The organism is Qipengyuania marisflavi (genome assembly GCF_005884405.1).
Lineage (GTDB): Bacteria > Pseudomonadota > Alphaproteobacteria > Sphingomonadales > Sphingomonadaceae > Qipengyuania > Qipengyuania marisflavi.
In genome coordinates this window covers 1-21,464 of record NZ_VCAO01000003.1, presented here as the reverse complement: position 1 = coordinate 21,464, position 21,464 = coordinate 1, and the positions used below count along the sequence as shown (strand labels likewise).

The window sequence follows — 21,464 nt, the reverse complement described above, 5'->3', positions numbered from 1 at the left end:
TCGCAAGCAGCTGTTCCGAATGGGGGAAAAGTGATGAGCGAAGTGAAGGAAAGGCCGGGGGCCGTGAGGCGGCGCGAGGCCACCTATTCGAACCACGCCATCCACCTGATGCGGACCGCGCAAATGAGTACGCTCAAGCTGTCGCAGATGGCGGATCAGAAGGCGTCGATCCTGTTGGGCGCGACCTTCCTGGTGTTCTCGCTGTCGGTCAGCCGGGCACTGACCGGGCAGATGCCGATATCGTTGATGATCCTTGCCGCGTTTTCCTTCGCCAGCTCGCTATGCGCGGTGATGGCCGTGCTACCCAAAGTAGGACGGCCCGATGGCAAGCTGAACAATTCCAATTTGATTTTCTTTGGCCATTACACCTGGATGGACGAGGAGGAATGGACCGACCAGTTGCTCCAGCGGCTGGAAACCGACCGCGCTGTGTTCGAAACCATGGCGCATGACATGTACCAGAACGGCAAGGTGCTGCAGGGCAAGAAATACCGTTTTCTGGCGATGGCCTACAAGATGTTCATGACCGGATTGTTTGTGACACTGGTGGTGTTCGTGGCGGAAATGTTCATCGGCTAGCTAGCCGGTTTATTCGGCCAGTTTCATTCAGGCAACAGCGCGCGCACGGCGGCCATAAACGGCCCGATCGACACCGGCTTTGCCAGATAATCCTCGGCCCCGGCATCGCGGATGCGTTCTTCATCGCCCTTGCCCGCATAAGCCGTCACCGCCAGCACCGGCACTTCGGCCAGCGCTGCATCGGCTTTCAATTGCGCAATCAGTTCCAGCCCGCTGATATTGGGCAGCTGGATATCCATGATCACCAGATGCGGTGTGAATTTCTTGGCCGTGGCCAGCACATTCTGACCGTCAGCGACGGGCACGACCTCGAAACCATTGGCCTTCAGCACGTCACAGAACAGCTTGCGGTTGAGATCGTTGTCCTCGACAACGAGGATTCTCTTTGGCACGGGCGGGGCTCCTTGCGCGATGCAAGGGGACCTTATGGTGTTTGTGGAGCAGTGACAATTCCCGGATCGAAAGCAAATATCGGCAGCGAGACCCGCGCCCCCGAGGTGTTGGCGCTGGAAGCGCTCGGCTGGGCGCTGGCGGATGAGCGGCGGGCCGAGCGGCTGCTGTCGCTGACCGGGCTGACGCCGGAGCGGTTGCGCGGCGGCATTTCCGACACCGCAGTGCAGGCGGCGGTGCTGGAATTCCTCGCCGCGTACGAACCCGATCTGATCCTTGCCGCCGATGCGCTGGACACCACGCCTGAAGCATTGATTGCCGCTCAACAGGAATTGTCGCGATGAACCGCCCGCTGATCATCTCCGATTGCGACGAGGTGCTGCTGTATATGGTCGCCCCGTTCCGCGACTGGCTGGCCGAGATGCAGGGCGTGGAATTTTGCATGGAGGGCAATGATTTTGCCCAGGCGCTGCGCTGGCAGAAGACGGGCGAGGTGCTGGCCCCGGATGACATCTGGCGAATGCTCGGGCTCTTTTTTGACACCGAAATGCATCGCCAGTCGCCAATCCCCGGCGCATTGGAAGGGATCGGCGCACTGAGCGATCATGCCGATATTGTGATCCTGACCAATCTGGTGGACAAGCGTCAGCAGATGCGGACCGCCCAGCTGGCCGATCACGGTCTGGACTCGCGCGTTTTCACCAATCAGGGGCCCAAGGGTCCGGCGCTCAAGGCAATTCTTGAAGAATATCAGCCGTCGCGCGCGATCTTTATCGACGATCTGGCGCAGCATCACCGCTCGGCCCGCGAAACCCTGCCCGATATCACCACGCTGCATCTGTGCGGCGAACCGCTGCTGGCCCCGCATATCGATTGCGCGCACACATCGGGCCATGCCGATGCGCGGATCGATGATTGGGCAGCGGCGCTACCTTGGCTCAAGGCGCAACTCGAAAAGGAAATTGCATGACCATCGCCGCCCGTCTGGAAGAACTCGGCATCACCTTGCCCGAAGCCGCTGCGCCGGTGGCCAGCTATCAGCCCTTGGTGGTGAGCGGCAGGGTCGCCTACCTGTCGGGCCAGCTGCCCTTTGTTGCGGGCAAGCTGGTGACCGGCAAGCTGGGCGCGGACGTGTCGCTGGAGGATGGCCAGCAGGCAGCGCGCGCTTGCGGGCTGATGATCCTGGCACAGCTCAAGGCCGCCGGATTGCTGGAACGGGTGGAGCGGATTGTGAAGCTGGGCGGCTTTGTCGCCTCGACCCCCGATTTCACCGACCAGCCCAAGGTAGTGAACGGCGCGTCCGATCTGATGGCCGAAGTGTTCGGCGATGCTGGCCGTCATGCCCGCAGCGCGGTCGGCGTTCCGGTCCTGCCGCTGGATGCCGCGGTAGAAGTCGACGCGATCGTTGCCCTCCGCGATTGACCGCCTGTTCGTCCCGGCGCCCGATCCCGCGCGGGTTGGCTGGCTGCGGGACTGGACCTATGCCCACCGCGGGCTGCATCGCCCCGGTATCCCGGAAAATTCGCTGGCCGCGTATTCCGGCGCGATAGCGGCGGGGCTGGGGATCGAATGCGATATCCAGCGCAGCCGCGATGGCCACGCCATGCTGATCCACGATTGGGAGCTGGACCGGCTGACCGGGGTCAGCGGACAGCTGGCTGATTACACGTCTGACCAGCTGGCGCAGATCGCTTTCCTTGAGGCGGGCCACGGCATCGCCCGGCTCGAAGATCTGCTTGATTTGGCCGCTGGCAAAGTGCCCATCCTGATCGAGATAAAATCGCGTGTGGGATATGATGTCGAACACAGTTGCCGCGCGGTTCGCGATGCGCTGGCGAGCTATGCCGGGCTGAATGCGGTAATGAGCTTCGATCCGCGCGTGGCGCGCTGGTTCTGTCGGTATTCGCCGCAAACCGTGCGCGGGCTGGTGATGCGCGAAGACGATGTCGGTTTCACGCCGCATGCATGGCAGCGGCGGCTGGCGCTGTGGGCGGCGAGGCCCGAATTTATTGCCTATCACATCGCGGCAGTGCCCAATCCGATGGTGACCGGACTGCGTGCGCATGGTCTGCCGGTGTTGACCTGGACGGTGTCCTCGCAGGAAATGCTGGCCCGAGCGCAAAAGTTTGCCGATGCCCCCATCGCCGAAGATGCCGGCATAGCGTGAGCCAGAGTAGCCTCATCGCTCAGGTCTCCGGCTCGGTCGGCGCTTTTGACCGCGACCAGTGGAATGCACTGGCGGGCCGCGACAATCCATTCGTCAGTCACGAATTCCTTGCCGCGCTGGAAACATCGGGCAGCGTCGGCGCGGGCACCGGCTGGCAACCGGCCCCGATTGTGGTCAGCGAAGATGGCGGGCCATTGCTCGCCGCGATGCCGGCCTATGTAAAGGGTCACAGCCAGGGCGAATATGTCTTCGATCACGCGTGGGCGGATGCCTATGAGCGGGCCGGCGGCAGCTATTACCCGAAGCTGCAAATCGCGGTGCCATTCACGCCTGCAACCGGGCCGCGCATCCTGTCATCCGAACCTGCCTTTGCCGCGCCGCTGCTATCGGCGGCGGAGCAATTGTGCGCGCAGAACGGGTTTTCCTCCGCCCATGCGACATTTATCGAGCCCGCCCAGCAGGCGTTATTCTCCAGCGCGGGCTGGCTGCTGCGGTCCGACATCCAGTTCCACTGGCGCAATCGCGGCTATGCAACATTCGACGATTTCCTCGCCACACTGGCATCTCGCAAACGCAAGGATTTGCGCAAGGAACGGGCCGCCGCGCAGGCGCAGGTCGATATTGTCAGGCTGGCGGGGGACGATATCCGGGCCGAGCATTGGGACGCCTTCTGGCATTTCTATCAGGACACTGGCGCGCGCAAATGGGGCCAGCCCTATCTGCGGCGCGAAGCCTTTGACCTGCTGGGCGAAAGCATGGGCGACCAGTTGCTGCTGGTGCTCGCCTATCAGGACAATGTGCCGATTGCCGGGGCGCTCAATTTTATCGGGGGGAGTGCGCTGTATGGGCGCTATTGGGGCTGCACCCGCGATGTGCGCTTCCTGCATTTCGAGCTGTGTTATTATCAGGCCATCGATGCGGCGATCGAACGCGGCTTGGCGCGTGTCGAGGCCGGGGCGCAGGGCGGGCACAAGCTGGCGCGCGGGTATGAACCTGTCGAAACCGTCTCGGCACATTGGATTGCCGATCCCGGTTTCCGTGCCGCAGTGGCGGAATTTCTCGACCGTGAGCGTGAAGGTGTCGCTGCCGACCGCAATTATCTGCGGTCACGGACACCCTTCAAAAAACCGTGATCAGGCGGTTTTGCGCTGGCCTTCGGCAAGCCAGTGGCGCGCGCGGCGCTGGGCTTCTGCAATCTCGCGTGCGGTCATTTCGTCAGAGACATCGGCGCGGCAGAAAGCGGCATCCTCATGCCCCTGAGCCGCAGCGATATTGAACCATTTGTGGGCTTCGACCATGTCGATGGTGACGCCGTTGCCGCCAGCGGAAAATGCCACGCCCAGATCGAACAGCGCATCCACGCTGCCGGTTTCATACGCTCCAAGGCATTCCGCCAGCAGTGCAGCAGCAGCGCCGCCCTGAACGATCTTGCCCGCTCCGCCTTCGATTCCAGTCAGTCGCATTGTCCGTACCCCCTCTATCGCCCGGCTTTCCCTTACCCGGCTTCACTAGTGGTCGCGGTTTATGGTCAAGAAATGGTTAACGCCGCGCCGGAGAATTGATTTCACAAGCGGCAATGCGTGACCCGATTGCCGCAAGGGAAGCTGTGATGCCGGATGATCGGGGATTGCGGCTTGTGCCCACCAATGCCCTTGCTTATAGGCCGCGCCGAGCAGTTTCAGGCAGGCACCGGAAAAATCCGGGCTGATCGGGTGGCCTGTTATTTGCTGTCGCTTTGAAGAGGATGACTAGCCCAAATGCCCACGGCGTCCACGGAACTGGAAAAGCTGGCTCAGGCCAAGGCGGCGGTTGAGCCGGATTACGTCCCGAGCGCCGACGAAGAGTATATGAGCGCGCAGCAGCTCGATTATTTTCGGATGCTGCTGCTCGAATGGAAGCGCACCATCCACAACGCCTCCGACCACACGCTGCAATTGTTGCAGGACGGCCCGATCCGCGAACCCGATCTGAACGACCGGGCGTCGAGTGAGACCGATTGGGGGATCGAACTGCGCACCCGCGACCGCCAGCGCAAGCTGATTTCCAAGATTGATTCGGCACTGCGCCGGATTGACGAAGGGGAATATGGCTATTGCGAAGTGACCGGAGAACAGATCGGCCTGATGCGGCTGATCGCCCGTCCCGTCGCCACCATGACGGTCGAAGCGCAGGAAGCGCATGAACGGCGCGAAAAGATTTCGCGCGACGATTGATTTATCACGCTCTTTTCCGGGCCACCCGGGAAAATCAGCGCGCGCGATTACCTTTTCTTCAACCCTTTCGCCTAACTCCGCAGAACCAAATTCATCGGGCGCCATTCATTTTGCGTCCGAATTGCGAAGGTGAAGCCAATGGACATGTCGTCTGTCGACACCAGAAATGTAGCGCGTGACAGCCTTTTCCTGTTCGCGGAACTGATGTTTGACGGCCAGGTCGAGATCGTGCGGGTCAAGGTCCGCAATCTTTCGGCTGGCGGAATGATGGCCGAAGCTGGACTGGCAGTAACGCGCGGTGACAAGGTCAAGGTGACGCTGCGCAATGTCGGCGATGTGCTGGGCCATGTCGCGTGGGTGCAGGGCAACCGTTTCGGCGTCGCCTTTGAAAACCAGATCGACCCGATTCTGGCGCGCGCTCCGGCAAGCACCAGCGATGTTGAAGCGCCCCGCTATGCCCGGGCCAGCCTGACCCCCAACAAATTTGGTAGCGAACCCGGCCGCATCCGCAGCCTGTAATACTGCACCTGGCATATAAATGCGCGGCTGACGCGCACAGCGCGCCCTGCTAGGCGTTTTGTGCCATGCGAACCGCCCTTGCCTGCCTGCTGATCCTTGCCACCACCGCTTGCGGCGGGCGCGCCGATGATGGTGTGGTGGATGTTGCTTTTATCACTGGCGCCGACGCGCTGTTCGCCCAAGGCGTGCGGCTGGAAAGCGCCGGACAGCATTTGCGCGCTGGACAGTCGCAGGGTTTGGTCCGGCTGGATGCAGCGGGACAGGTCGTGCCTGCGCTCGCCGAACGCTGGATCGTTACCGATGACGGCGCGAGCTATATCTTCCGTATCCGCGAGTTCGACCTGCCCGGCGGCACCCGCCTGACCGCGCAGACCGTGCGTGACGAATTGCAGCGCAACGTCACCAGTCTGGGCGGGACCAGCATGGGGCTCGATCTGGCGAAAATTGCCGACATTCGCGCAATGACTGGCCGGGTGATCGAAATCCGCCTGAAAAGCCCCATGCCCGGCCTGCTGCAATTGCTGGCGCAGCCAGAGCTTGGCGTGGTGCTGGGCAAATCGCCAACCGGGATAATGCGGCTGGTCCGTGACGGCGATGTTGCCGTGCTCAATGCGCTGGCACCAGAGGAACGCGGCCTGCCGATACAACCCGAATGGGACGCCGATCTGCATCAGGTCCGCGTCTATGCCGCAGATGCGGCGGCCGCGACTGCGGGGTTTGCCGGGGGCAAATATGACATGGTGCTGGGCGGGCAAATTGCCACCATGCCGCTCGCCGACACAGGTGCCTTGTCGCGGGGCACCGTGCGGCTCGATTCGGCAATTGGTCTGTTCGGTCTCGATATCATCCAGCGGGAGGGGTTTCTGGCGCAGCGGGAAAACCGTGAAGCGCTGGCGATGGCGATCGACCGGGATAAATTGCTGACGCCGTTCAATATCGGTGGCTGGATCCCGACCACCAGAATTGTCGCGCCCGGAATGCCGGGCGATAGCGAGACCGTAGCGGAACGCTGGGAAGATATGTCGCTCGACCAGCGCCGCGCCCGGGCCGCATCGCGGGTGCGGCAATGGGCGGCAGGCAATGGCGGCGCGCCGACACTGCGCATCAGCCTGCCCGCGGGTCCGGGGTCCGACCTGCTGTTCCAGTCGCTGGAACGCGATTTTGCCGCCATCGGGATCACCGCATCGCAGGTGGCACCAGGGGCCAAAGCCGATCTGTTGCTGCGCGACCGGGTGGCGCGGTATGGCGCGGCGCGCTGGTTCCTCAACCAGTTCAACTGCCGCGTGGCCAGCACGGTTTGCGTTGTCGAGGCTGACGCGCTGGTGGCCCGCACGCTGACCACGCAGGACATGGCCGAGGAGGCCGCTCTGCTCGATGAGGCCGAGGTGCTGCTGACCGCTGCCAATTTCTACATCCCGCTGGGCGCGCCGATCCGCTGGTCGCTGGTGCGCGCCGGGACAGTGGGCTTCACCGAAAACCCGTGGAGCTTCCATCCCTTGTTCCCGCTTTCCCGCGCACCCATGTAGAGAAGGTTCGCACTGGAGAGCTGATGACCGATCCCGACTTTACCCGCCCGCTTGGTATCGAGCTGCCGACTGGCAATGATCCGATCTCGATCCGCCGCCGGGTCGAAGCGCTGGAGAAAGTGCTGGAACGCAGTTTCCACATTCCCGGTACGAATTATCCGGTCGGCCTGGATTCGATCGTCGGGTTGGTCCCGGTGGTGGGCGATCTGTTCACTGCGGCCATGGGCGCCTATATGGTGTGGGAGGCGCGCAACCTTGGCCTGCCCAAGTGGAAGCTGTGGCGGATGGCGGGCAATATCGCTTTCGATACCGCCGTGGGCGCTGTGCCGCTGGTGGGCGATGCCTTTGATCTGGCGTTCCGTTCGAACACCCGCAATCTCAGGATCATCAGGCGCCATCTCGACAAACATCATCCCCAGACGCGGATTATCGAAGGGTAGTTTCAACGCCGGTCCGCACGCGCTAGGGCTGCGGACATGGCAGATGACGTAACCTATTCATCCTATCTCGACCTCGACAGCATCCTGAGTGCGCAGCACCCCGGATCGGACGCGCATGACGAGATGCTGTTTATCATCGTTCACCAGGCCAGCGAGCTGTGGCTGAAGCTGTGCCTGCATGAACTGACCGCCGCGCGCGATTGCATCGCGGCAGACACGTTGCGCCCGGCGTTCAAGATGCTGGCGCGGGTGGCGCGCACGCAGGGGCAATTGATCCAGAGCTGGGACGTGCTGAGTACGATGACCCCGCATGATTACTCCACCATCCGCCCGCATCTGGGCGGGTCGAGCGGGTTCCAGTCGGCGCAATACCGGATGATGGAATTCCTGCTGGGCGGACGCAATCCCGATATGGTGACGATGCATGAGGCCACTCCGCAAGTGGCCACTGGCTTGCGCGAAGAACTGACCCGGCGCAGCATCTATGGTGAAACAATTGCACTTCTGGCCCAGCGCGGGTTCGCGATCCCGGAGGGTGTGCTGAACCGGGATCTTGGCGCGGCGTGGAAGCATTCCGCAGCGGTCGAGGCTGCATGGGCGCAAATTTACCGCGACCCGCAGACGCATTGGGACCTGTACGAACTGGCTGAAAAGCTGGTCGATCTGGAATACCATTTCCAGCGCTGGCGCTTTGGCCATCTCAAGACGGTGGAGCGGATCATCGGCTTCAAACGCGGCACCGGCGGGACACCCGGCGTGCCCTATCTGGCGGGCGTGCTGAAACAGGCTTTCTTTCCCGAACTGCTCAGCGTCAGGACCGCGCTGTGAGCATGACCGAACGCGCGCGGCATCTGGATGCGGCGGACCCGCTGGGCCATTTTCGCGAGCGGTTCGCGGTGCCCGAGGGGGTGATTTACCTCGACGGCAACTCGCTCGGCTGCCTGCCCAAGGCCACGCCCGCCCGGCTGGAACAGGTCGTGCGCGAAGAATGGGGCAAGGATCTGATCCGTAGCTGGAACAGCGCCAGCTGGATCGATCTGCCGCAGCGTGTGGGCGCCAAGATCGCGCCGCTGGTGGGCGCGCAACCGCATGAAGTGATCGCCTGCGACAGCGTGTCGGTCAATCTGTTCAAGCTGATCTCCGCCGCGCTGGCGATGCGTCCGGGGCGCACAGTGGTGCTGAGCGAGCCGGGCAATTTCCCGACCGATCTGTATATGATCGAAGGGCTGGAGCAGCAGGGTCTGGCCAAGCGGCGTCTGGCCCCGCGCGATGAGCTGGCGGGGGCGCTGGACGATGACGTTGCGCTGCTGCTGCTGACCCATGCGCATTACAAAACCGGCGAATTGTTCGACATGATCGCGCTGACCCGCGCAGCGCATGACGCGGGCGCGCTGGTGCTGTGGGATTTGTCGCATTCGGGCGGCGCGCTGCCGGTCGATCTGGCCGCGTGCGAGGCCGATTTGGCGGTCGGTTGCGGGTACAAATATCTCAATGGCGGACCCGGTGCGCCCGCCTATGCTTTCGTGGCCGAGCGGCATCAGGCGGCGCTGCGGCAACCGCTGAGCGGGTGGATGGGGCACGCCAAGCCCTTTGCCTTCAGCGACGATTACAGCCCCGCTCCTGGTGTGGACCGGATGCTGTGCGGTACGCCGCCGATCCTCGGGCTGGCGGCGCTGGAGGTCGGAGTGGATCTGATCGCCGAAATCGGCATCGCGCCGCTGCATGCAAAATCACAGCATCTGTCCGAATTTTTCCGCCAGTGCCTCGCCGAAAGCGGTGTGGAGCTGGAGCTGGTCAGCCCCGCCGATCCCGCCCGGCGCGGCAGCCAGCTATCCTTCCGCCACCCGCAAGCTTTCGCGATTTGCCAGGCGCTGATTGCGCGCGGCGTCATCGGCGACTTCCGCGATCCCGATATCCTGCGCTTCGGCTTCGCACCTGCCTATCTTCGTTTTGCGGACATGGCAGAAGCGGTGCGGAATCTGGCCGAGGTTATGCAGACGGGGGAATGGCAGCGGGCAGAATTTGGCGAGCGGGGTGCGGTGACGTGATCGCGTATTCGATCCCGGCCAAAACCTCTTTGCGCAAACCGCTTTCCTACAGGGCCGGCTTGGTGCCAGTCTCATCTGCATGGCGATATCTGCATCCTCCCACCCCGTTTTCCGAAGGTCACGGTTGCCGGGTGTAAAATCGCGGCAAAGCACTGAAAGAATTAAGCAATCTTTCCACCGAAAGTTTTTTAAAACCCCCACTTCGGTGGTCCACCGGTTGCGCTCAGGCCTCCAGCTCGATGTCCCAATAAAGCCAGTCACGCCATGTCTCGTGCAGGTAGTTCGGCGGGAATTGCTTGCCGTGCTGTTGCAACTGCCAATGCGTCGGGCGGATCGGTTCGGCGTAAAGATGCATCCCCGCCTGCCGGGGAGTGCGCCCGCCTTTTTTCATGTTGCAGGGCGCACACGCGGTGGCGATGTTTTCCCAGGTGGTCTTGCCGCCCAGCCGCCGCGGGATCACGTGATCGAAGGTCAGATGCTGCATATTGCCGCAGAACTGGCAGGAAAACCGGTCGCGCAGGAACAGGTTGAAGCGGGTGAAGGCGGGAAATTCGGATGGCCGGACATATTGCCGCAGCGCGATCACGCTGGGGATTTTCATATCCAGATTGGGCGAGTGAACCTCGCGGTCATAGGTTTCGATTACATCCACCCGGTCGAGAAAAATCGCCTTGATCGCGGTCTGCCACGGCCACAGGCTGAGCGGATAATAGGACAGCGGCGTGTAATCCGCATTGAGCACCAGAGACGGGCACGATTGCAGGCTGCGCGCCGGATCGCCATCGGTGCTGCGGAACCGGCTGGCCCCGTCGATCAGATCGGCCTTATACACTCGCCCACAACACGGATCGCGTTCCTCCCGATGGATGCAATCCTGCACTTACAGCTTTGGGCGTCAACCCTGTTACACCGCCGGGAAAGAGGATTATCCCCGAGTCGCCTATGATCGTCACCCGCTTCGCCCCCAGTCCGAACGGCTCGCTGCATCTTGGCCACGCCTGTTCCGCGATCACCGCGCATGATCTGGCGCGGGCAGCGGACGGGCGGTTTCTGCTGCGGATCGAGGATATCGACGGGGCACGCTCCCGGGCCGAACTGGCGCAGGAATTTCGCGATGATCTGCGCTGGTTGGGCCTGACCTGGGACGAGGTGCCGCAGCAAAGTTCCCGGCTGGCGCGCTATGGCGAGGCGGCGGAGTTTTTGCGCGGGGAAGGGTTGCTGTACCCCTGTTCGTGCACCCGCGCGCAAATTGCGGAAGAAGCGCAGAGCATTGGGCCGGAAGGGCCGGTCTATGGCGGCCGCTGCCGCGTACATGGTCCGCAAGCGGGGCAGCCACTGGCCTGGCGGCTCGATGTCGCCAAAGCCCTGGAGCGGACCGGGGCGCTGGCATGGCACGACGCGCTGGCCGGAGAACAGCAGGCCCGGCCCGATCTGCTGGGCGATGTGGTGCTGGTGCGCAAGGAAGAACCGGCCAGCTATCACCTCGCCGCCACGCTTGATGACGCTGCCGACGGTGTGACTGTGGTGACGCGCGGCACGGATCTGTTCACCGCGACGCATATCCACCGGGTGCTGCAGGCGCTGCTCGGTCTGCCCGTGCCGCGCTGGCATCATCATGCGCTGCTGGTGGATGACGACGGCAAAAAGCTGGCCAAGCGGCGCGGTTCGCCATCGCTGGCCGACCGCAGGCGGGTGGGCGAGGATGGGGCGTTGCTTGCCGCGCAACTGCGGTTGCACAGATTTCCGGCTGGTATTTCGCTGTCCAGCGCTTAAGTCTGGGGCATGCAAACTTTCCTGATCATTCTTCTCGTCGCGGCCATGGTTATGGTAGTCTTCTCGCTCGTACGCGGAGTGGTCGCGTTCCTGAAAAGCACCAAGATCGATTTGGAAACGGGCGAGCAACAGGACGCCACCGACATGCAGTTGCTGCAGAACAAGATGATGTTCAACCGCATCAAATATCAGGCGCTGGCAGTGCTGGTGGTTGCGGTAATTCTGGCCATGGCCAGCTGATGGTCAAGCTCAACAGGATTTACACCCGCACTGGCGATGATGGCACCACCGGGTTGGTCGACGGCTCGCGGCTGGCCAAGCACGCCCCGCGGATGGAAGCCATCGGCGCGGTCGATGAAGCCAACAGCGCGCTGGGCCTTGCGGCGGTGGCGCTGGTCGGCAGCGCGCACGCCGATACGCTGTACCGGATCCAGAACGATATGTTCGACCTCGGCGCCGATCTGGCGACACCGGCTGAGGAGGGCGAAGATTTCGCCCCGTCCGAAATGGTGCTGCGCATTTTGGCCGCTCAGGTGACATGGCTGGAGGAAGCAATCGACGCGGCCAATGAACGGCTCGAACCGCTGACCAGCTTTGTGCTGCCCGGCGGGACCGAGGCGGCGGCGCGTCTGCATGTTGCGCGGGCCAGTGCGCGGCGGGCCGAACGGTCCATCACCGCGCTGGCCGGGTGCGCGCCGATCAATCCGCAGGCGACCGCCTATATCAACCGCCTGTCCGATTATCTGTTTGTACTGGCGCGCGTTGCCAATGCTGATGGCGCGCAGGACGTGCCGTGGATTCCCGGCCAGAACCGTTGAACGCCCGCTAGCCAGCGCCGCAGCGCTTCGCTAGGGCGGCGTTTTGCTGCACTTGCGAAGGTATTTTCCATGAGTTCGACAATCGCCATTATCGGTGCGGGCCAGATGGGCTCGGGCATCGCGCAGACCATTGCGCAGCACGGTATGACCGTGTTGCTCGCCGATATCGATCTGGCGGTGGCCGAAGCTTCGGTTGCCGGGATCGACAAGGCGCTGGGCAAGCTGGTCGGCCGCGGCAAAATCGCGGTCGCCGATGCCGAGGCGGCGCTGTCGCGTATCACCCCGGTGGGCGATTATGCCCGCATGGGCGAAGCCGATTTCATCATCGAAGCCGCGACCGAGCGTGAGGAAATCAAGCGCGCGATCTTCGAAGCGGCGGGCAAGGAATTGCGCGATGATGCGATCATGGCGTCCAACACCAGTTCCATCCCGATCACCCGGATGGCCAATTTCTCGCCCGATCCGGGGCGGTTCATCGGCCTGCATTTCTTCAACCCCGTGCCGGTCATGGGCCTGATCGAAGTGATCCCCGGCCTCGCCACCAGCGAAGCCACCACTGCCAGCACGGTCGCCTTTGCCGAAGGGCTGGGCAAGGAAGTGGTGCTGAGCCAGGACGAGCCGGGCTTTGTGGTCAACCGCATCCTGCTGCCGATGATCAACGAGGCGGTGTTCGTGCTGGGCCAGTCGACCGCCGGGATCGAGGATATCGACAAGGGGTGCCGCCTGGGTCTCAACCATCCGATGGGACCGTTGCAGCTGGCCGATTTTGTCGGACTTGATACCTGCCTCGACATCATGGGCGTGCTTTACAAGACCACCCGCGATACCAAATACCGGCCTGCGCCGCTGCTGGTGAAATATGTCGAAGCCGGATGGCTGGGCCGCAAGGTTGGTCGCGGATTTTACGATTATTCGGGCGAGGCGCCAGTTCCGACGCGGTAACCGGGAACACGACTCCGGCGCGGGCCGTTCATCGGGAAAGGAGAATTTTCCCATGACCACCCCCAAGGACATTGCCCCCGAAACGCACAATTCCGAACAGGACGATGCGCAGTCTCAGGCGCAGACGGTTTCCGCCGATGCGCAGGCCAAACAGAACGCCAGCCCGACCGAAAGCATCAAGGTCGGCGACAGTGGCGTGATGGGCGATTCGACGCAGGATCTGGTCGATCATATGCGCGATATGGAATCGTCAGGCCGCATCGACATGGGGGCGTTCAAGGGTGAGCCCAATATGGACGATAACGCGGGCAAGTTCGGCAAGGGTCACGATGCCGAATTCGAAGGCGACGACAGCTAACTCAGCCTTTCAGATCACCGTCGTTGAGCACCCATAGTCCCGCGATAAGGACTATGGTGCTCGCGGCGATCAGCCACCCAATCCAGCGGATCTTGGGCGTGCCGAGCGCGACCACCTTATGCGATGATAGCTTGGCAAACGCCTTGCGGGTGCGCCGCTCGGCGCCGATGGCCAGTGCGCCGCCCAGAGCGATGAACATGGTGGCAATGGCCTTGGCGAGCCACGGCGGTTCGAATGCACCAAACAACACGCGAAATGCCAGACCGATGCCGATCGCGGCAAAGGCGGTGCGCATCCACCCGGCAAAGGTCCGCTCGACAGCAAGGATCGTGCGATCCTCGGCCCAATCGGTGCGATTTTCAGCCCATTTGGTGCTTTTGTCAGTGTCGCCCGTATCAGGATCATCCTGCGCCATATCCGCCTGCTATCGCAAATTGGCCAAATCTTCCACGAATTTCGGGATTTAAGGTTCTTGGCCGAGCGGGGCAGTATCGACAAGCGGAGCCGTGTCGTTAATCAGATGGCTGTCGTCGACCGGCGCTGTGGTGGCACCTTGCGGAGCAGGAGGGGTGGGGTCTTTTGGTGCGGGATCGACCGACCCAATTGCTGATTCCGCGTACCATGCGGACAGATCCTGTTGCCGTGCTGCGGGCGCTGTTTTGATCTTTGCGTGGACGGCTGGGGGCATCGCTGCAGTCGGCGCTGTGGTGCTGGTCAGACCGGCCTGAAAATCGTCTTCGGCATTACGCATTTCGCCACCGCGACCCAGCGCCGAAAAAACAATAGCTGCCACGGCCATCAGCACAATGGCACCGAGTGCAACATATACGATAGAACGCGGACCTGACATGGCCACACGTTACCGCGAACTGGTTAATTTCTGGTTTCCGCCGCCTGCGCCTTGAGCCGGTACAGCGTTTCCAGCGCCTCTCGCGGGGTCAGCGCATCCAGATCGAGTGTCTCGACCGCTTCGCGCAGCGGATCAGGTGCCGTCTCCGCCTCTTCCTGCGCGGTGGCGGCAAACAGCGGCAAATCGCCCAGACCCGCCGCCAGCCCGCCGGTTTGCGCGCGGCCTTTTTCCAACTTGTCGAGCACAGCCTTGGCGCGCTTGATAACCGGCTTCGGCACCCCTGCCAGCCGTGCGACGGCCAGCCCGTAACTTCTATCCGCGCCGCCGCGCGCCAATTCGTGCAGCAGCACCAGTTCGCCCTTCCACTCACGCGCGCGGACATGATGCAGGCTCAGCGCGTCACAGGTTTCGGCCAGCCGTGACAGCTCGTGATAATGCGTGGCGAACAGGCAGCGACACTGCAATTGCTCATGCACCGCCTCCACCACGGCCCAGGCCAGCGCCATTCCGTCATAGGTCGATGTCCCGCGCCCGACCTCGTCCAGAATGACGAAACTGCGCGGTGTCGCCTGGCTGAGGATGGCGGCGGTTTCCACCATCTCGACCATGAAGGTAGAGCGTCCGCGCGCCAGATTGTCGGCGGCACCCACACGGCTGAACAATCGGTCGGCCAGACCGATCCGCGCGCTGGTGGCGGGAACATAGCTGCCCGCCTGCGCCATCAGCAGGATCAGCGCATTCTGGCGCAGAAAGGTCGATTTGCCGCCCATATTGGGCCCGCCGATCAGCCACAGCCGGTCATCCGGCCCCAGCGTGCAATCATTGGCAACAAAGCGTTCGGCAGACCGGGCCAGCGCCGCCTCGACCACCGGATGGCGGCCGCCGGTGACATCAAGGCAAGGCTCGTCCAGAACTTCGGGGCGACACCAGTCGCTCTCGGCAGCCCGTTCAGCCAGAGCGGCGGCAACATCGATCCGAGCCAGCGCCGCGGCAGTGGCGGCAATCGCCTCGCGCCGCGCGGTCACTTCGCCCACCAGATCCTCGAAATGTGCCTCTTCGGCGGCCAGCGCATGGGCACCAGCCTCGGCAATGCGCGAGGCTTCCTCGTGCAAGCCCACGCTGTTGAAACGGACCGCGCCCGCCATCGTCTGGCGGTGGGTAAAGCCGCTGTCCGCCGCCATCAGCTTGTCGCCATGCTTGGCGGGCACTTCGATGAAATAGCCCAGCACCTTGTTGTGCTTGATCTTCAGCGCCGGCGTATCGGTTTCGCCGCGATATTTCGCCTCCAGCGCAGCGATGGCGCGGCGGGCATTGCCGCTGGTTTCGCGTAAGGCGTCCAGTGCATGATCATATTCGGGCGCGATATAGCCGCCCTGCTGCCGCTCAGTCGGGGGCGCCGCAACCAAGGCGCGGGCCAGATGATCGACCAGTGCCGCATGACCGCCCAGCGCGCCGCTCATCCGCTGGAGCAGATCGGGTAGATCGGCGCTGGCCGCCAGCATATCGCGCACCCGCCGCGCCTCGGCCAGACCATCGCGGACCTGTCCCAGATCGCGTGGACTACCGCGTCCGGCTACCAGTCGCCCCAGCGCCCTGCCGATATCTGGCGCCTGCCGCAGCAGCGCGCGCAGATCGGCGCGCAGCAGCGGATCGCCGTGGACATGATGCACTGCCGCCAAGCGCGCTTCGATGGCGCGGCGGTCGGCCAGCGGGGCGGACAGATCCTCGGCCAATTGCCGCGCGCCTGCGCCGGTCACACAGCGGTCGAGCGCGGCGATCAGGCTGCCATCGCGTCCGCCGCCCTGCGCCTGCAAAATTTCTAGGCTGGCGCGCGTTGCCGCATCCATCGCCAGATGTGCGCCGGTGCCGCGCGCAACCGGGGGCAGCAGGAACGGCAATTTGCCGCGTCCCGCATGATCAAGATAGGCCACCAGTCCCGCCGCCGCCGCCAGCATGGGGCGAGAAAAATCGCCCAGCCCGTCAAGCGTGGCTATACCGTGGATGTCCTTGAGCCGCGTCTCGCCATCCTCGCTGCGGAAGCTGGCACGGGGCCGTTCGATTGTCTCGTCCGGTGTATCTGGCCAGTCCTTTGGCCAGTCATCTGGCACCACCAGCTCGCTTGCCCCCAACCGCGCCAGCACCGCATCCAGCGCATCGGCAGCGCAGTCTTCCAGCTCCATCCGTCCGGTCGAAATGTCACAAGAGGCGATCCCGACCCGGTCGCGCAGCGGGGCGACTGCCACCAGCAGATTCGCGCGGCGCGGTTCGAGCAGCGCCTCTTCGGTCAGCGTGCCTGCGGTGACGAAGCGCACGATGTCGCGCGCCACCAATGCTTTCGACCCGCCGCGCTGTTTCGCCTGTTCGGGGGTCTCGATCTGCTCCGCAATCGCGACCCGGCAGCCCGCCTTGATCAGCCGCGCCAGATAGCCTTCTGCCGCATGCACCGGCACGCCGCACATTGCCACCGGCTCGCCATCATGTTCGCCACGGCTGGTCAGCGCGATATCGAGCACGCCCGCAGCGATCCGCGCATCTTCAAAGAACAGCTCGAAAAAATCGCCCATCCGGTAAAACAGCAGCGCACCCTCGGCCTGAGCCTTGAGCGCGAAATACTGTTCCATCATCGGGGTGGGTTTACCGGCCATCACCCTGCCGTAGCGGCGCGGTGTCCGATTCGGGAAGCGCCGGCTGTCGCCTTTCCCCCTATGACTTGGCGCGAACTGGCGTTAGGGCCATGGCAATTGGGGGAGGACACCAGATGCCTAAAGATAAGACGACAGCCTTCACCGCGCGCGAAGCGCTGTTTTACCACGAGACCATCCGTCCCGGTAAGATCGAGATTATCGCCTCCAAGCCGATGGCGACGCAGCGCGATCTCAGCCTGGCCTATTCCCCCGGCGTCGCAGTTCCGGTCGAAGCCATTGCGGCAGACCCTGCCAATGCCGCGCGCTATACCGCTCGCGCCAATCTGGTGGCGGTAATCTCGAACGGCACAGCCATCCTCGGGCTCGGCAATCTGGGTGCATTGGCGTCCAAGCCGGTGATGGAAGGCAAGGCGGTGCTGTTCAAACGGTTCGCCGATGTCGATTCGATCGATATCGAGCTGGACACCGAAGACCCCGAGAAGTTCATCGAAGCGGTTGCGCTGATGGAGCCGACCTTTGGCGGCATCAATCTGGAAGACATCGCTGCACCGGAATGCTTCATCATCGAAGCCGCCCTGCGCGAGCGGATGAATATCCCGATCATGCATGATGACCAGCACGGCACCGCGATCATTACTGCGGCCGGCCTGCTCAATGCCTGCCATTTGACGGGGCGCGATTTCGCCGATGTGAAGGTGGTGGTGAACGGCGCGGGCGCAGCGGCAATTGCCTGTACTGCGCTGATGAAGGCGATGGGCGTGCGGCACGAAAACGTGATCATGTGCGACCGTACCGGTCCGATCACTCCGGGACGCGATAATGTCGATCAGTGGAAGAGCGCTCATGCGGTCGACACTGCGGCTACCTCGCTTGAAGAAGCGCTTGATGGCGCGGACATTTTCCTCGGCCTGTCGGCAGCGGGCGCGTTGAAGCCCGAATGGGTGCGCAAGATGGCGCCGCAGCCGATCATCTTTGCAATGGCCAATCCCGTACCCGAAATCATGCCCGATGATGCCAAGGCGGTCCGCCCCGATGCGATTATCGCCACCGGACGCTCTGACTTCCCCAACCAGGTCAACAATGTGCTGGGCTTCCCCTTCATCTTCCGCGGCGCGCTCGATGTGCAGGCAACCGCGATCAACGAAGAAATGAAGATCGCCGCAGCGCAGGCCATCGCCCGGCTGGCGCGGGAACGCGTGCCCGAGGAAGTCGCCGCCGCTTACGGCGTGAACCACCAGTTCGGCACGGATTACATCATCCCTGCACCGTTCGATCCGCGGCTGATGGAGGTGGTTTCCTCCGCCGTTGCCAAGGCGGCGATGGATTCGGGTGTCGCCAAAGCGCCGATTGCCGATTTCGACGAATATCGCCACTCCCTGAAGGCGCGGCTCAACCCGACCACGGCGGCGCTCACCAATATTTATGAGTTGGCCAAGAGCAATCCCAAGCGCATGGTTTTCGCCGAGGCGGAAGAAGAGGTCATGCTGCGCGCGGCGATCCAGTTCCGCGATTTCGGCTATGGCGAACCGATTCTGGTGGGCCGTACCGAGAAGGTGCGCGAAAAGCTTGTCGAGCTGGCGGTGGAGGATCCCGACAGCTTCATCATCGAGAATTCCAAGGTGTCGGAGAAAGTCCCCGCGATGGTGGATTATCTCTACAAGCGCCTGCAACGGCGCGGTTATACCGAGCGCGATGTGGGCCGCATGGTCAATCAGGAACGCAACGTCTTTGCCGCGTTGCTGGTGGCGCTGGGGCATGGCGACGGGATGATTTCGGGCCTGACGCGCACCTTTGCGCAAACCGCGCGCGAAGTGGGCCGGGTGCTGGACGAAAAACCGGGCGCAATCCCCTTTGGCATTCACATGATGATCGGCAAGAACCACACCACCTTCCTGGCCGACACCACGATCAACGAACGCCCCACCGCCGAACAGCTGGCGCATATCGCGCGCGAATCGGCGGCAGTGGCGCGGCGCATGGGCCATGAACCGCGCGTCGCCTTCCTGTCCTATTCGACCTTCGGCAATCCGTCGGGCCAGTGGCTGGGCAATATCCGCGATGCGGTGGCGATTCTCGACGCCGAGGACACCGGCTTTGAGTATGAGGGCGAGATGGCTCCCGATGCCGCGCTCAACCCCAAGGTGATGGCGCTGTACCCGTTCAGCCGCCTGTCCGGCCCTGCCAATGTGCTGATCATGCCCGGTCTGCAATCGGCCAATCTGTCAGCCAAGCTGCTGCGCGAACTGGCGGGCGATGCCACTATCGGCCCGATGATGATCGGCATGGAAAAACCCGTCCAGATCGCCCCGATGACCGCGATTGCCCCCGATGTGCTGACGCTGGCCGTGCTCGCCAGCGCGGGAGTGGTGGGTTAAGCTGGCCTAGAAAGCGAGTTCCTTGCCGGTGTAGTCGAGATAACGATAGCCCGCGCCGCCGGACTGCTCGATCACGTCGGCCATGCCCTTGCAGCTTTCTTGGACTGTGATCTTGGCATTGGGTCCGCCCATATCGGTTTGCACCCAGCCAGGATGCAGCGAAAGTACCGCGATGTCTCGGGCTGCGGCGTCCTGCTCGGCAATGCCCTTGGCGAGCATGTTCTGCGCGGCCTTGCTGGTGCGATAGAGGTCGTACCCGCCAGAGCTATCGTCAATCGAGCCCATAAGCGAAGACATGAAGCCCAGCGATCCGCCATGTTTGAGCTTGGGCAGCAGAGCCTTGGCCGCATGGGCCGGGCCGAACGCATTGGTCATCATCACTGTCGCAACTTCGTCAGCAGTCGCCTTTTCAGCGGACTGATGCTGCGCCCCGGTGATCCCGGCGTTCAGTACAATCGCGTCCAGCGACCCGTCTGCCAGGTCAAGACCTGTAAAGCTGGCGGGATCGGACATATCGACAGTTATGACCGTGACATCTTTGCCTTCGCTCAGCGCATGCAGATCAGCGCTGCGGCTCCGCTCGCTGGCAATAACCCGCCAGCCGCGGCCTCCAAATTCACGCGTCAGGCCAAGGCCAATCCCGCGCGATGCACCGATGATAAGTATTGTCTTGTCTGCCATGCCGATGCTCCTGATAGGTTTCATACCCTAAGCGCAGGGGGCGGCTGGGCGTTCCGGGCTACCGCCGCCGGAAACGGAAATACCACATTTTAGCGCGTAAAATCAATATCGTATTGTTTTCTCTATCATATTCTCGAAATTTTCATGCCAGGATTTTAGTCTAGCAATCACCAGGCAATCACCGTTCTAAATTTGACTTTTCAACCTGCGTTTTCTCGAGATTGAAGTGATTGGCGCTCCGTGTATGCTTCGTCGCACGCACACATTGTTACCGCGCCGCAATCTGGACAACGAAATTTGCGGATCATCTCGTTCCGATTAAGGCAGACGCGCTCTAGGTAATGGCATTGCGACACAGTTCGCTTCAGCCATCTTCTCTAGCGAGCCGGAAGCAGGTTGCGAAGCGGCCCTGATCAGCAGGGCTCAACCCTGCCTCCTTGAACAGCGGCTGCCAGCGCGCTGCAACAATCTTGCGCAATTCTTCGGCCATGGCCGAAGCCTCATCGGGTCCGAGATCGAACACTGCCGCGCCAGCCAGCGCGTTTTCGAGCGTTGCATTGCGGCCTTCCGGGCCAACTCCCAGTACGAGGCGTCGCTCCAGCCCAACCTGCGGCTTGGGCACGACATCGTAGAGCGGAGACAGGCGCCAGCCAATTCCGTCGAACAGAAAGCCGTGATTGCGCAGGTGATCGTCATCATTGGTGACGAGTATGTTGAATACCATTCGGCGGAACAGCTCATGAAGGTCCTCACGCACCTGCGTTCCGTATTGGCGTATAGCGCCTGCGAGATCAGCATAGCTGTAGCTGCTAACCTCGCTTTCATGGGCGCCTAACATCGTCTGGACTTGTAACGGTTTTGTGCCGGTCACTTGAGAGTTTAACACTCTATCAAGGAGGCCGACGAGATGATGAAGCATACAGAAGAGTTCAAGCGGGAAGCGGTGCGGATTGCGCTGGCCAGCGGGCTGTCGCGTCGGCGTGTTGCGTCAGATTTAGGGGTGGGATTGTCGACGCTGGGCAAGTGGGTCGCGCAATATCGGCCCACTGATCTGGTAGCCGCGCCGCAGGCGGATCTGGCCCGTGAGAATGAACGTCTGCGCCTGGAGAACCGGATCCTCAAGGAGGAGAGGGAGATTTT

General features: G+C 62.6%; 27 protein-coding genes. 19 read left to right on the top strand and 8 right to left on the bottom strand.

Translation table 11 applies throughout. From position 1 onward, the window contains the following. Window positions 1-33: 33 nt before the first annotated feature. Window positions 34-579: a Pycsar system effector family protein gene (locus FEV51_RS07045; protein WP_138617357.1), complete on the top strand. Its 546-nt coding sequence runs from the start codon at window positions 34-36 to the stop codon at window positions 577-579. Window positions 580-602: 23 nt separating this feature from the next. Here the strand turns inward: FEV51_RS07045 and FEV51_RS07040 are convergent, their stop codons facing one another. Then, the gene (locus FEV51_RS07040; RefSeq protein ID WP_138617355.1) at window positions 603-971 is read right to left on the bottom strand and encodes a response regulator; all 369 of its coding nucleotides are present in this window, start codon (window positions 969-971) and stop codon (window positions 603-605) included. A gap of 51 nt (window positions 972-1,022) precedes the next feature. Here FEV51_RS07040 and FEV51_RS07035 point away from each other — a divergent pair, with 51 nt between their 5' ends. The 5 genes from FEV51_RS07035 to FEV51_RS07015 are packed head-to-tail and all read left to right on the top strand — an operon-like array spanning window position 1,023 to window position 4,269. Next, window positions 1,023-1,313 (top strand): DUF3572 family protein, encoded by a 291-nt coding sequence (locus FEV51_RS07035; RefSeq protein ID WP_246034486.1) that lies wholly within the window; start codon window positions 1,023-1,025, stop codon window positions 1,311-1,313. Further along, window positions 1,310-1,939, top strand: a complete 630-nt coding sequence (locus tag FEV51_RS07030) for an HAD family hydrolase (protein ID WP_138617353.1) — start codon at window positions 1,310-1,312, stop codon at window positions 1,937-1,939. The genes FEV51_RS07035 and FEV51_RS07030 overlap by 4 nt, the downstream gene beginning before the upstream one ends. Next, complete coding sequence (locus tag FEV51_RS07025; RefSeq protein WP_138617351.1) at window positions 1,936-2,391, top strand: RidA family protein; 456 nt, start codon at window positions 1,936-1,938, stop codon at window positions 2,389-2,391. Before FEV51_RS07030 ends, FEV51_RS07025 begins: the two co-directional genes overlap by 4 nt. Further along, entirely contained in the window at window positions 2,375-3,136 is a 762-nt protein-coding gene (locus tag FEV51_RS13310; RefSeq protein ID WP_138617349.1) for a glycerophosphodiester phosphodiesterase family protein, read from the top strand. Before FEV51_RS07025 ends, FEV51_RS13310 begins: the two co-directional genes overlap by 17 nt. Further along, a complete protein-coding gene (locus tag FEV51_RS07015) occupies window positions 3,133-4,269 on the top strand; it encodes a GNAT family N-acetyltransferase (protein ID WP_246034485.1) in 1,137 nt (378 codons plus the stop codon). The genes FEV51_RS13310 and FEV51_RS07015 overlap by 4 nt, the downstream gene beginning before the upstream one ends. Here FEV51_RS07015 and FEV51_RS07010 read toward each other — a convergent pair whose 3' ends face one another. Then, a complete protein-coding gene (locus FEV51_RS07010; RefSeq protein WP_138617345.1) occupies window positions 4,270-4,599 on the bottom strand; it encodes an SEL1-like repeat protein in 330 nt (109 codons plus the stop codon). Window positions 4,600-4,893: 294 nt separating this feature from the next. On the opposite strand from FEV51_RS07010, the gene dksA reads away from it, so the two are divergent. The 6 genes from dksA to kynU all read left to right on the top strand — a co-directional run bounded on the left by dksA (window position 4,894) and on the right by kynU (window position 9,882). Next, complete coding sequence (gene dksA, locus FEV51_RS07005) at window positions 4,894-5,349, top strand: RNA polymerase-binding protein DksA (protein WP_138617343.1); 456 nt, start codon at window positions 4,894-4,896, stop codon at window positions 5,347-5,349. Window positions 5,350-5,493: 144 nt separating this feature from the next. Then, window positions 5,494-5,868 (top strand): PilZ domain-containing protein, encoded by a 375-nt coding sequence (locus FEV51_RS07000; RefSeq protein WP_138617341.1) that lies wholly within the window; start codon window positions 5,494-5,496, stop codon window positions 5,866-5,868. A 65-nt stretch (window positions 5,869-5,933) separates the two neighbouring features. Then, window positions 5,934-7,394 (top strand): ABC transporter substrate-binding protein, encoded by a 1,461-nt coding sequence (locus tag FEV51_RS06995; RefSeq protein ID WP_138617339.1) that lies wholly within the window; start codon window positions 5,934-5,936, stop codon window positions 7,392-7,394. A 23-nt stretch (window positions 7,395-7,417) separates the two neighbouring features. Next, window positions 7,418-7,834 carry a DUF4112 domain-containing protein gene (locus FEV51_RS06990; RefSeq protein ID WP_138617337.1) on the top strand — a complete coding sequence of 139 codons (417 nt, stop codon included), beginning with the start codon at window positions 7,418-7,420 and terminating at the stop codon, window positions 7,832-7,834. Between the two features lie 36 nt (window positions 7,835-7,870). Next, window positions 7,871-8,662, top strand: coding sequence for a tryptophan 2,3-dioxygenase (locus tag FEV51_RS06985; RefSeq protein ID WP_138617335.1), 792 nt, complete (start codon window positions 7,871-7,873; stop codon window positions 8,660-8,662). A 2-nt stretch (window positions 8,663-8,664) separates the two neighbouring features. Then, a complete protein-coding gene (kynU, locus tag FEV51_RS06980) occupies window positions 8,665-9,882 on the top strand; it encodes a kynureninase (RefSeq protein ID WP_138618149.1) in 1,218 nt (405 codons plus the stop codon). A 223-nt stretch (window positions 9,883-10,105) separates the two neighbouring features. On the opposite strand, the gene FEV51_RS06975 is transcribed toward kynU, so the two are convergent. Next, window positions 10,106-10,714 (bottom strand): HNH endonuclease, encoded by a 609-nt coding sequence (locus FEV51_RS06975; RefSeq protein ID WP_138617333.1) that lies wholly within the window; start codon window positions 10,712-10,714, stop codon window positions 10,106-10,108. 110 nt (window positions 10,715-10,824) lie between these two features. Here FEV51_RS06975 and gluQRS point away from each other — a divergent pair, with 110 nt between their 5' ends. The 5 genes from gluQRS (at window position 10,825) to FEV51_RS06950 (ending at window position 13,773) form a co-directional block, all read left to right on the top strand. Further along, complete coding sequence (gluQRS, locus tag FEV51_RS06970) at window positions 10,825-11,655, top strand: tRNA glutamyl-Q(34) synthetase GluQRS (RefSeq protein ID WP_138617331.1); 831 nt, start codon at window positions 10,825-10,827, stop codon at window positions 11,653-11,655. A gap of 9 nt (window positions 11,656-11,664) precedes the next feature. Beyond that, window positions 11,665-11,895: an HIG1 domain-containing protein gene (locus FEV51_RS06965; protein WP_138617329.1), complete on the top strand. Its 231-nt coding sequence runs from the start codon at window positions 11,665-11,667 to the stop codon at window positions 11,893-11,895. Beyond that, a complete protein-coding gene (locus FEV51_RS06960) occupies window positions 11,895-12,473 on the top strand; it encodes a cob(I)yrinic acid a,c-diamide adenosyltransferase (protein WP_138617328.1) in 579 nt (192 codons plus the stop codon). The genes FEV51_RS06965 and FEV51_RS06960 overlap by 1 nt, the downstream gene beginning before the upstream one ends. Before the next feature lie 69 nt (window positions 12,474-12,542). Continuing rightward, window positions 12,543-13,415: a 3-hydroxyacyl-CoA dehydrogenase NAD-binding domain-containing protein gene (locus tag FEV51_RS06955; protein WP_138617326.1), complete on the top strand. Its 873-nt coding sequence runs from the start codon at window positions 12,543-12,545 to the stop codon at window positions 13,413-13,415. A 52-nt stretch (window positions 13,416-13,467) separates the two neighbouring features. Further along, the gene (locus FEV51_RS06950) at window positions 13,468-13,773 is read left to right on the top strand and encodes a hypothetical protein (RefSeq protein WP_138617324.1); all 306 of its coding nucleotides are present in this window, start codon (window positions 13,468-13,470) and stop codon (window positions 13,771-13,773) included. A 1-nt stretch (window position 13,774) separates the two neighbouring features. Here FEV51_RS06950 and FEV51_RS06945 read toward each other — a convergent pair whose 3' ends face one another. From FEV51_RS06945 to mutS, 3 genes are read right to left on the bottom strand one after another with little or no spacing between them, the layout of a single operon-like run. Then, on the bottom strand, window positions 13,775-14,188 hold the full coding sequence (locus FEV51_RS06945) for a YidH family protein (RefSeq protein WP_138617322.1): 414 nt from the start codon (window positions 14,186-14,188) through the stop codon (window positions 13,775-13,777). Between the two features lie 48 nt (window positions 14,189-14,236). Then, entirely contained in the window at window positions 14,237-14,623 is a 387-nt protein-coding gene (locus FEV51_RS06940; RefSeq protein WP_138617320.1) for a hypothetical protein, read from the bottom strand. 23 nt (window positions 14,624-14,646) lie between these two features. Next, entirely contained in the window at window positions 14,647-17,268 is a 2,622-nt protein-coding gene (gene mutS, locus FEV51_RS06935) for a DNA mismatch repair protein MutS (RefSeq protein WP_246034484.1), read from the bottom strand. Between the two features lie 113 nt (window positions 17,269-17,381). Between mutS and FEV51_RS06930 the strand changes: the two genes are divergently transcribed. Then, window positions 17,382-19,643 carry an NADP-dependent malic enzyme gene (locus tag FEV51_RS06930; RefSeq protein WP_138617318.1) on the top strand — a complete coding sequence of 754 codons (2,262 nt, stop codon included), beginning with the start codon at window positions 17,382-17,384 and terminating at the stop codon, window positions 19,641-19,643. Window positions 19,644-19,649: 6 nt separating this feature from the next. Here the strand turns inward: FEV51_RS06930 and FEV51_RS06925 are convergent, their stop codons facing one another. Next, the gene (locus FEV51_RS06925) at window positions 19,650-20,324 is read right to left on the bottom strand and encodes an SDR family NAD(P)-dependent oxidoreductase (RefSeq protein ID WP_138617316.1); all 675 of its coding nucleotides are present in this window, start codon (window positions 20,322-20,324) and stop codon (window positions 19,650-19,652) included. A 364-nt stretch (window positions 20,325-20,688) separates the two neighbouring features. Continuing rightward, complete coding sequence (locus tag FEV51_RS06920) at window positions 20,689-21,162, bottom strand: type II toxin-antitoxin system HipA family toxin (protein ID WP_246034483.1); 474 nt, start codon at window positions 21,160-21,162, stop codon at window positions 20,689-20,691. Window positions 21,163-21,231: 69 nt separating this feature from the next. Here FEV51_RS06920 and FEV51_RS06915 point away from each other — a divergent pair. Further along, the coding region (locus FEV51_RS06915; RefSeq protein WP_222927442.1) for a transposase at window positions 21,232-21,464 on the top strand (233 nt) is incomplete at its 3' end.